Origin of the sequence: Klebsiella sp. K5-45 (genome assembly GCF_030128605.1) — a bacterium.
GTDB classification, from domain to species: Bacteria; Pseudomonadota; Gammaproteobacteria; order Enterobacterales; family Enterobacteriaceae; genus Klebsiella; species Klebsiella quasipneumoniae.
This window is the reverse complement of sequence record NZ_JAKUZW010000064.1, coordinates 1-727: the sequence shown is the minus strand read 5'-3', so window position 1 is coordinate 727 and position 727 is coordinate 1. Positions and strand designations below refer to the sequence as shown.

1 pseudogene is annotated in these 727 nt (G+C 47.7%); it reads left to right on the top strand.

The features are described 5' to 3' along the window. Window positions 1-326: pseudogene (locus tag MKS11_RS27470) on the top strand (hypothetical protein); the annotation flags it as partial. Between the last annotated feature and the right edge of the window lie 401 nt (window positions 327-727).

Here is a 727-nt window from a genome sequence, read left to right as displayed (position 1 = left end):
AAACCGGTAAAACAGGCAACAAACCACCCGAAAACCCGCCAGAAACGCGCAGGCTCTGTTTTTACGGCATGCATGAGTATGCGCGCAAGTGCATAGCGCGGAAATTCACGCCATTCAGCCAGGGTAAGTCCTGTTTCCGGCGTTCTTCTGATCCGAAAACGGTGAACGGGGACGCAATTTATTGCGTGGCCGTGAGGCGTTGCCGGCGCAGCCGGAAAACCGGTTTTCAGCACGTTCAGGAATCGGGTTCGTCGACGGCCGGCAATCACGTTATGGCAAGTCGCCGGACGACTCACCACACGATTCACCGGCGATTCGAATCGTGAATTGAATCAAGAGTCACCATGAACAAAAAACGCCCAAATTGATGAATTGAATCAAGAGTCGATTCATCATAACAACATGATAATAAAGCGTGATTCACATATGAATCGTGGGCAATTCGTAAACGATTCGCCATAGAGTCGTCCACGACTTGGATCTGCACTTTGTAACACATCACTGCACATTAATTTTTCATTAACCAATTGTTTTAAATAAGGAATCTGCAAAATTTTAATTTTGCGTAGTGTGTGGGTATTTTTAGTCGTGAGGAGCGTTCAGAGATCTGGCGATTTTTGGGAAGGTTCAGGAACTCCCTGGGATGGCCGGAGAGGAAAACTCAAGCATGGCAGGATCAGGATTTTTTCCAGAATTTCCACCACGGGGAATGGGGTGGTGAAGAAGG